The sequence below is a fragment of the Gemmiger formicilis genome (assembly GCF_016901605.1).
In the GTDB taxonomy this organism is placed as follows: domain Bacteria; phylum Bacillota; class Clostridia; order Oscillospirales; family Ruminococcaceae; genus Gemmiger; species Gemmiger formicilis_B.
Window position 1 is genome coordinate 1 of record NZ_JACJKP010000117.1, and the last position, 9,498, is coordinate 9,498.

Consider the following 9,498-nt stretch of genomic DNA (forward strand, 5'->3'; position numbering starts at 1 on the left):
TCCGCCATGCGACTAGTAAAATTGCTTCGGCAGAAGATCTGAGCCATATCCATACACTGGGCTTCCGGGGCGAAGCGCTGGCGTCTATTGCCAGTGTGGCCAAAGTGGAAGTGCTGACCCGTACGGAGCAGGATGAGTATGCCTGCTGCTACCGGATCTCCGGCGGAGAACCGCAGGGGATGGAGCCGGGAGCACGGCCGGTAGGCACAACCATTACGGTCAACGAACTGTTTTATAACACCCCTGCCCGCATGAAATTCTTAAAGAAGGATGCCACGGAGGCAACCTATGTTTCCGAAACGGTGCTCCATGCGGCGCTGTCTCATCCGGAAATCAGTTTTCGGTTTATCAAAGATGGTAAACAGCAATTCTTGACTCCCGGTGACGGAGATTTGCGCAGCACGGTGTATGCGGTGCTGGGGCGTGATTTTGCCCGGGATCTTTTGCCGGTAGATGGCGGTAACGGCGTTTATCACATCACCGGTCTTATCACACCGCCGCGTGCCTGCCGGGCCAGCCGCGGCGCACAGCACTTTTTCGTCAATGGGCGGTATGTAAAGAACCGTACCATGATGGCGGCGCTGGAAAATGCCTATAAAGGCACCATGATGCAGGGAAAATTCCCCGGCGCCGTGCTGATGCTGGAGATGCCTGCCGATTTGGTGGATGTGAATGTTCACCCGGCCAAGACGGAAATCCGTTTTGCGCGGGAAAGTGACGTCTTTGATGCGGTATATCGGTCGGTACGTACGGCACTGACAACGCCCGGCAGTGGAGAATGCCGCTTTGAAATGGGACATGCTGCGCCGGTTCAGGAAGAAAAAAAGCCGGATCTTCCGCCGGTGGTGAAGCAAGCGGCAGAAAAACCACGCTTTACCACCCTTTCGGCAGCGGAATACCGCGCGCTGAACCGGTTGACGGAGCCGGTACCGGCTCGCCCCATTCCGGGTACGGTTTCTGTACAGTCTCCCGGACCGCAGTATCGCGCAGAGCCGGCGCCGCAGCCGGAGAGAACGGTGCTTCGTGCGACGGCGGCGGATGATACGGTTCTGGATATTTTACCGGATCTGCCCCAACCAAAGGAAGCGGATTCGGAAACGATCGTTCCGGCCGCGGCTGCTGTGCCGCAGATTGTCCGGGAAAAACACAAAACCGAAACATACCCGACGGAGAAAATGGAACAGGATACGCCGCAAGAGGCCGAACCGGTTCAGGAGAGCATGCATGCTTTAAGTGCTTTGCCGCAGGAAGAACAGGCGCCGGAGCAGATAACCATGGCTCCGCCGGCTGCGCAGCCATTGCGCCTTGTGGGAGAAGTATTCAAGACATACATCATCACCGAACGTGACGGAGAACTGTGCCTTATTGACAAACACGCGGCTCATGAACGGATTCTGTTTGAGAAGCTGGCGAAAGATTATGGCAATGTGCCGGCACAAATGCTTTTGGTACCGGTGCAGGTCAATCTCACGGCCGCCGAAAAGCAGGCATTGCTGCAGAATCTGGATATGCTGATGGACGCAGGTCTGGAAGTAGAAGATTTTGGCGGCGCAACGGTTGTGGTTCGTGCGGTTCCGGCCGATGTGGCAGTGGACGATGTGGAAGACATGGTAGTTGAGTTGGCTTCCCGTCTGGCAGAAGGAAGCCGTGATGCATTGCGGGAAAAGACAGAGTGGGTTTTGCACTCCATTGCCTGCCGTGCAGCCATTAAAGCGGGGGACCGAACCAGCAACGCCGAAATGCTGGCACTGGCGCAAAGTATCATGGATGGCTCCGTGCCGCCGTTCTGCCCGCATGGGCGTCCCTGCGTATTGAAGATTACCCGGAAGGAGCTGGAAAAACAGTTTGGACGCCTTGTGTGAACGTCCGCGGGTCGTGGCGATCGGCGGGCCGACAGCTACCGGAAAAACGGCACTTTCTGTTGCCATGGCACGCCGATTCAACGGTGAGATCATCAATGCGGATTCCATGCAGATCTACCGGGAACTTTCTGTGGGTACGGCGAAAGTTATGCCGGAAGAACAGCAGGGAGTACCGCATCATTTGTTGGATTTTTTGCCGCCGGAGTGTACCTACAGTGTGGCGGATTTTACAGCATCGGCATCGAACGTTATTTCGGAGATCACGGCGCGGGGACATCTGCCCTTTGTGGTCGGCGGTACCGGTTTGTACATTACGAGTCTTTTGAATGGTGTAAGCTTTGCACCGGAAAAGAACGACCCGCAAGTTCGCCGCAAGCTGCAGCAGGAGGCAGCGGAGCAAGGACCAGAGGTGCTTTACCAGCGTTTGAAAACGTTGGACCCGGTTTACGCTGCGAAGGTGCATCCGCATAATTTGCCGCGCGTGATTCGCGCATTGGAACTGTATGAGATAACCGGACGGAAAATGAGTGAACAGCAGCAGAATTCGCGCCCGTCCACGCCGCCGTACCGGTCTTTGTGCCTGTGCCTTGGCTATCGTGACCGTTCTGTTTTGTATCGGCGGATCGACCAGCGTGTGGATCAGATGCTGGAAAAGGGAATTTTGGCAGAAGCAGAGTTGGTCTGGAAGAACCGGGAACGGTACCGGACCGCAGCGCAGGCCATTGGTTATAAGGAATTTTTCCCGTATCTGGAAGGAAAGCAGACTCTTCCGGAGTGTATCAACAGTCTTAAACAGGCAACGCGCAATTATGCCAAGCGCCAGTTGACATGGTTCCGGCATCAGGGAGAGGTGGTCTGGCTGTATGTGGATGAGGAGAATCCTGCCGTTCAGGCGGAAAAACTGATTGAAAACTTTCTGCAGGGGTGATGCAAAGGAGGGATGACTGCATGGAAGCAAGAAAAAGTTACGCGGGGCGCATTGCGCGCTGGCTGGGGATTGCATTGCTCGGTGTGGTTTCCCTTTATGTGATCGTTCAGTGCTTTGTTATTTTTCATCAGTCCTACAAAACAGAAACAGCCATTGCATATACCATGGCGGACAGCGTGACGCTGGATGGCGTGGTTTCCTTCGATTCGGTTTCAGTGGAAGGCACCGGAAACCTGGGCTATCTGGTGCAGGATGGAGAGCGCGTAAGTAATGGTACGGTGCTGGCTGAATGTTATACCGATGATTCCCAGGGATTGCTCCGGGAGCGTTTGGATCGGCTGGGACGGGCTATTGAATTGCTGAGCAAGTCCCAGAATTCCAGCGGCAGCGATTTGTCGGTTTTGACCAACCAGACGCAGCAGGCGCTGTATAACCTTCTGGATAAGCTGGATACAGCGGAATACAGTGGGATCAGCGAGGCAGAAGATGATTTCCTGCTGGCACAGAACCGATTGCAGATCAGTACCGGTCAGACCGGTGATTTTACCGCGACTATACAGACCTTGCAGACGGAATATGACGAAATCAATGCGCAGTTAAGCTCTTTGCAGACGATTACCGCCAGTACCAACGGCTATTTCAGCAGTACGGAAGCAGCCCCGGTGATTACCACGGATCGGGATGCGCTGGATAACGCGACACCGGCAGAACTTCAACAAATGCTGCAAGACGGGTTCCCGGCATCTGATACAAACCGGGCGGGGCAGATCGCTACGGGATTCAGTTGGCGGTTTTATGCAGTCTGCGATTTGGAAACTGCCGCCCGCTTTGATGGCGTTACGTCTGTTAAAATCAGCGTTCCCGGTAAGCAAAATACCCCCTTGACGGCAACACTGGTGGAAAACACCATCAGTGAGGAAGATGGAATTGCCAAACTGGTATTTGAATGTCAGACCATCAACGCCGAAATTCTCAGCTTTGGCATGGAGACGGCCCAGATTGATATCAAAACCTATGAGGGAATCCGCATAGCCAAAGAGGCATTGCACATTGTGGATGGTGCACGCGGTGTTTATGTCAAATACGGAAACTTGCAGAGATTTTTGAAGATCACGATCCTGTACGAGGACGAGAACTATATCTTGATTCCCGACGATGGTGCCATCGGAACGGATAATGAAGTCCGGCTGTACGATGAAATCATTGTACAAGGCACAAATTTGCAGGATGGAAAGCTGTTGTGACGCAGAATCTGTCCGTTTTATATTGACAATTGACATAAAAAAGAAGATAATATTTAGTGTATATCGCTGTAATGGTGCGCGCACGATTTTGTGTGCAAGTGCGAGCAAAGGAGTAACGACCATGTCTATGTTTGACAGTTTGAAGAGCAAACTTGGAATTGACCCGGAAGGGGATTCTTATATAGATGATACCGAAGATGAAATTTTTGCCGGTGGCCAGGCTGGCGGTGCTGCGCAAAGCTATTCTCAGGCGGAAGTCAAACAGCATAGCAACAAAGTAGTGAACATCAATGCCACTACGCAGCTGCAGGTCGTGCTGGTCAAGCCGGAGCGTTTCGAGGATGCTTCGACCATTGCCGATCAGCTGAACGCAAAACGCACGGTGGTGCTGAATCTGGAGTCTACCGGGAAGGAAGTTTCCCGCCGCCTGATTGATTTCCTCTCCGGTGTTGCGTACGCAAACAACGGCCAGATCAAGCGCGTGGCAACCAGTACGTTTATTATTACGCCCTATAACGTTGATATTATGGGCGATCTGATTGACGAACTGGAGAACAATGGCGTATTCTTCTGATACAACAACACCGGTGCGGGGGTTCATACCACCGCAGAACGATGAAGAACGCCGGTTAATGCGCCGCGTGGAAGAACTTTGCCGTGTGGCTGAGCAGCGGGGAATTCCGCGTTATACCGGCTTTTTGTCGGACAGGGAACAGGTCCTGGCACAGGCTGCCTGCCATAAGGCCGGATTTGCATCCATGCGTTTCTGGGGCGGCTATGAACAGGCAGAACGGAAAGTTCTTTGCCTGGAACCGGAGGATGCGTGGCAGGAAGAACCGGTTGGCTATCTGAAACTGATGGCGATGTCGGCGGGAGACAAAAAACTGCCGGGACACCGGGATTATCTGGGCGCTATACTGGGGCTGGGATTGGACCGTGTTTGCTTGGGAGATCTGCTGCAGGACCCCGAGAATCCGGCGGTATTCTATGCGGTAGCCTTGGCCGATAAATTGGATTTCATTGCGGCAGAATTAACCGGAGCTGGCCGTTGCCCGGTTACGGTGACGGCAGAAGAAACGCTGCCGGAGCGCTTTTTGCAGCAAACGGAGCGCAAAGAACAGGATGTATCGGTTCCATCCTTACGGGCGGATGCCGTATTGGCGGCCATGATGCATACATCCAGAACGCGGGCCGCAGAATATATTACGGCCGGTAAAGTGGAAATCAATCATCTGCCGCTTCGTGCAGCGCATGAGTCGGTGTATGCCCACGATATTTTTACGGTCCACGGTGCGGGACGCTATCAGGTTACCCGAATCGGAGGAAAGAGCCGAAAAGACCGCATATTTATATCGTTTTTTCAATATTGAGAAGTGTAAAAACACGTTTGCCAATAGCCTACAATCCCGGCAAGTCCGAAAACAGGAGGAATAATATGATATCTTCTGAGGATGTCCGCCGCGTAACCTTCGAAAAATCGATGCGCGGCTATCGTTGCGATGATGTAGACGATTATTTGAAGCAGGTTGCGGAAAGCATGGAGGCTCTCTCTGCGCAAAACGACGACCTGCAGAAAAAGCTTGTGGTTCTGGCTCAGCGGATTGACCAGTATCGCGCCGAGGAAGATACACTCCGGACAACGATGATCAACGCACAGCGTCTGGGCGAAAATGTGATCCGGGAAGCAAAGCAGAAGGCGGCGGAAATCATCCGTGCGGCCAATATGAAGGCGGAAGACCGCGAACAGCGTGCACGGGATGACGTGGAACTGGCAAAACAGGAAATCGTTACGCTCAAAAGCGAAGCGGACAGCTTCAAGCGCTCGCTTATGGAGATGTATCGTAAGCACATCAACCTGATCAGCAAGCTGCCGGAATATAAAAAGCCGGAGGAGGAAGAACCTGTAACCGCTGATCCGGTGCAGGCTGCACCACAGCCGGAACCTGAACCGGTTCCGACGCAGCCGGAACCGGTCTATACGCAGCCTGTACAACCTGTGCAGCCGGTTTCTCAGCCGGAACCGGTGCAGGAAACCCGCTATTATGATGCGGGTGACACGCAGCAGGCGCCTGTTCAGGAAGAGCCCGAAAAGGTAGATACGGTAGAATTTGCCATTGCACCGCATCCGGAAGAACCGGAAGAAATACCGACGCCCGCCGCGGCGGCGCAACCGGTCCAGGATGATTTGCCTTTCCAGCCGGGAGCAGGCCTGTATGATGAGCCGCCGGTTGAAAAGCCTGCGCCTGCCAGAAAGACCCGTAAGTCTACAGCGGGTAAGCGGACTTCCCGTAAAACAAAGGCTGCGGTAGAACCGCAGGAAGAGCTGAATTCCCCGGCTTTTGATAACTTTGAAGGGGTAGATTTCGATAGTTGATGCCTGCGTAAGCAGAATAGAAATATTCTAAATAGAGGAGAGTAGGAAACCTTGCCGCAGAATTATAATGACACCATCCACAAGATGCAGACCCCCTTTGAAATGCGGGCCGGCCTGCCGAAAAAGGAACCCAAAATGCTGGAAGACTGGGAACAGAACCATGTCTACGAGCAGATGATTCGCAACAACGAGGGCAAACCGCGCTACATTTTGCACGATGGCCCTCCGTATGCCAATGGCAGCATCCATATGGGTACTGCGTTGAATAAAATCATCAAGGACATCATCATCCGTTATAAGAATATGTCCGGTTTCCAGGCTCCCTATGTGCCCGGCTACGATACCCATGGCCTTCCCATCGAATTGAAGGCACTGGGTTCTTTGGGCGATAAAAAGTCCGGTGTTTCCAAGCTGGAACTGCGCAAAATCTGCAAGGAATTTGCCACCGAGCACATTGATGTTATGAATGCACAGTTCAAACGTCTGGGCGTGCAGGGCGATTTCGAAAACCCCTATCTGACCCTGCGTCCCGAGTTTGAGGCCCGCCAGGTGGAAATCTTTGGCGAGATGGCCAAAAAGGGTTACATTTACAAGGGCATGAAGGCTGTTTACTGGTGCCCGGAAGACCGCACGGCCCTGGCAGAAGCGGAAATCGAGTACGCTGAGGATGAGTGCGATTCCATCTATGTTCGTTTCAAGCTGACGGGTGACCCTAAAGGCGTTTTGGCAAAGCATAACATTCCGCTGGAAAAGGCATGGATTGTCATCTGGACTACGACGACCTGGACACTGCCTGCCAACGTGGCAACCTGCTTGAATCCTGACATCGAATATGCTTTTGTCAAGATCGGCGATGATTACCACATTATGGCGGCTGATCTGGTCAAGGCCACGATGGAAGCCTGTCATATTGAAGAGTATGAGGTTCTGCCGGAAGTCGTTCATGGCGATGAACTGGAACTTGTGGAGTACAAGCATCCGTTCCTGGATCGCACCGGACTGGTTATTCTGGGCGATCATGTTACGCTGGAAGGCGGCACGGGTTGTGTTCATACTGCACCGGGCCATGGCGTAGAGGACTTCGAGGTTTGTGTAAACCATTATCCGCAGCTGCCGGTGGTTGTTCCCGTGGATGACGCCGGACATTTGACCGAAGAGGCCGGCAAGGAATTTGTGGGTCTGAAAGTCTGGGCTGCCAACAAGGTTATTCTGGAGCACATCAAAGAAACCGGCCATCTGATGGGCGTGCAGCACATTACGCACCAGTATCCGCATTGCTGGCGCTGCCACCATCCCATCATCTTCCGTGCTACGGAACAGTGGTTCTGCTCCATCGATGCGTTCAAGGAAGACGTTTACAAGGCCATTGACAGTGTGCACTGGCAGCCGGCATGGGGCCATGACCGTATGGCCGGTATGGTGCGCGACCGCAGCGACTGGTGCATCAGCCGTCAGCGTGTATGGGGCGTTCCCATTCCTGTGTTCTACTGCAAGAAGTGCGGTAAGTACCATATTACCGATGCCTCGATCAAAGCGGTGTCGGATCTGTTCCGTAAAGAGGGCAGTGATGCATGGTACAAGTATGATGCCAATGAGATCATGCCCAAAACGGAAGTGTGCGAATGCGGCGCTTCGGATTGGGAAAAAGATCCCGACATTATGGACGTTTGGTTTGACTCCGGTTCTACCTGGAGCGCAGTCTGCCGCGAACGTCCGGAGCTGACCTGGCCTGTTGATATGTATATGGAAGGTGCCGACCAGTTCCGTGGTTGGTTCCAGTCCAGCCTTCTGACCAGCGTTGCCACGCAGGGAATCGCGCCTTACCGTGAGGTTCTGTGCCATGGCTGGGTAGTTGACGCACAGGGCAAACAGATGCATAAATCCGCCGGTAACGGTATGGAACCGGCCGAAATCATCCGTGATTATGGCGCCGATATCATTCGTTTGTGGGTGGCATCCAGCGATTACACGGTCGATGTACGTGCCGGTAAGGAAATCTTCCGTCAGCTGTCGGAAGCGTACCGCAAAATGCGTAATACGGCACGCTTTATGCTGGGCAACCTGAGTGATTTTGATCCCAATAAGGACGCTGTGGCCGATGATCAGCTGTTCGAGATCGACCGCTGGGCATTGGAAGCTTGCAATACCTTGACGGCAACGATGCGGGATGCCTACGATCATTATGATTTCTCCCGTGCTTATCATGCGCTGTATAACTTCTGCGTCATTGATATGTCTAACTTCTATATGGACGTAATCAAAGACCGCCTGTACTGTGCGGATGACCATGCACGGCGTTGTGCCCAGACAGCTTTGTACCGTATTCTGGTGGACTTCACCAAGTTGCTGGCACCGATCCTCTGCTTCACCAGCCAGGAAATCTGGAGCTATATTCCCAAAATGCCCGGCATGAAGGACTATGTGGTGTTTGAGCAGATGCCGGAAGTCAAAGCTGCAGCCGGTGAAGCATTTACCGCTAAGTGGGATCGCATTATGGCGATTCGCGATGACGTCAAGAAGGTTCTGGAGCAGGCTCGTGCGGATAAGGTGATCGGTTCTTCTCTGGAAGCTGCACTGACGCTGTATTGCAGCGATGAAATCCACAACCTGCTGAACGCTATTCCCATGGATGAACTGGTAGACTTGTTTATCGTTTCTCAAGTTCACCTGGAAAAAGGCGAAGGCGGCGTGAAGGGCGTTGTAGAAGGCCTTGGTGTAAGCGCAGAGCATGCAGCCGGTGAGAAATGCCAGCGTTGCTGGAAGTACGAGACCACCGTGGGTGAAAATGGTCTGTGCCCGCGTTGCGCAAAGGTTCTTGTTTTGTAATTTTACCTTCAGCGGTGCTTATAGATTTGTAAGCACCGCTGCTTTTTTGGGAGCATGGAGTTTGGGATGATTTTTTCAGTTCTATCAGTGCTGGCAGCTGCTTTGCTGGTGGTTGTTGACCAGTTGATTAAGCGGTGGGCTGTTTTGGTACTGCAGCCGGCAGGGGCCATTACCTTATTGCCGGGGATCGTGGAGTTGCGCTACTATCTCAATGATGGAATGGCGTTTTCCATGTTGGCAGGCAAGCAGACCCTGCTGATTGGC

Annotated in this window: 8 protein-coding genes; all 8 read left to right on the forward strand. The window is 53.1% G+C overall.

All coding sequences use genetic code 11. The features are described from left to right. Nucleotides 1-1,862, forward strand: a 1,862-nt coding sequence (mutL, locus tag H6B10_RS09750) for a DNA mismatch repair endonuclease MutL (protein ID WP_204651428.1), incomplete at its 5' end; no start/stop codon positions are given. Further along, the gene (gene miaA / locus H6B10_RS09755; RefSeq protein WP_204651429.1) at nucleotides 1,846-2,790 is read left to right on the forward strand and encodes a tRNA (adenosine(37)-N6)-dimethylallyltransferase MiaA; all 945 of its coding nucleotides are present in this window, start codon (nucleotides 1,846-1,848) and stop codon (nucleotides 2,788-2,790) included. The genes mutL and miaA, both read left to right, overlap by 17 nt. A 20-nt stretch (nucleotides 2,791-2,810) precedes the next feature. Next, the gene (locus H6B10_RS09760) at nucleotides 2,811-4,034 is read left to right on the forward strand and encodes an HlyD family efflux transporter periplasmic adaptor subunit (RefSeq protein ID WP_204651430.1); all 1,224 of its coding nucleotides are present in this window, start codon (nucleotides 2,811-2,813) and stop codon (nucleotides 4,032-4,034) included. Between the two features lie 121 nt (nucleotides 4,035-4,155). Continuing rightward, on the forward strand, nucleotides 4,156-4,608 hold the full coding sequence (locus tag H6B10_RS09765) for a cell division protein SepF (protein ID WP_204651431.1): 453 nt from the start codon (nucleotides 4,156-4,158) through the stop codon (nucleotides 4,606-4,608). Next, nucleotides 4,592-5,404, forward strand: coding sequence for a YlmH/Sll1252 family protein (locus H6B10_RS09770; protein WP_204651432.1), 813 nt, complete (start codon nucleotides 4,592-4,594; stop codon nucleotides 5,402-5,404). The genes H6B10_RS09765 and H6B10_RS09770 overlap by 17 nt, the downstream gene beginning before the upstream one ends. A gap of 65 nt (nucleotides 5,405-5,469) precedes the next feature. After that, nucleotides 5,470-6,408 carry a DivIVA domain-containing protein gene (locus H6B10_RS09775; protein WP_204651433.1) on the forward strand — a complete coding sequence of 313 codons (939 nt, stop codon included), beginning with the start codon at nucleotides 5,470-5,472 and terminating at the stop codon, nucleotides 6,406-6,408. A gap of 51 nt (nucleotides 6,409-6,459) precedes the next feature. After that, on the forward strand, nucleotides 6,460-9,234 hold the full coding sequence (ileS, locus tag H6B10_RS09780) for an isoleucine--tRNA ligase (protein WP_204651434.1): 2,775 nt from the start codon (nucleotides 6,460-6,462) through the stop codon (nucleotides 9,232-9,234). Between the two features lie 66 nt (nucleotides 9,235-9,300). Then, nucleotides 9,301-9,498: signal peptidase II (locus H6B10_RS09785; RefSeq protein ID WP_204651435.1), on the forward strand; the 198-nt coding region annotated here is incomplete at its 3' end.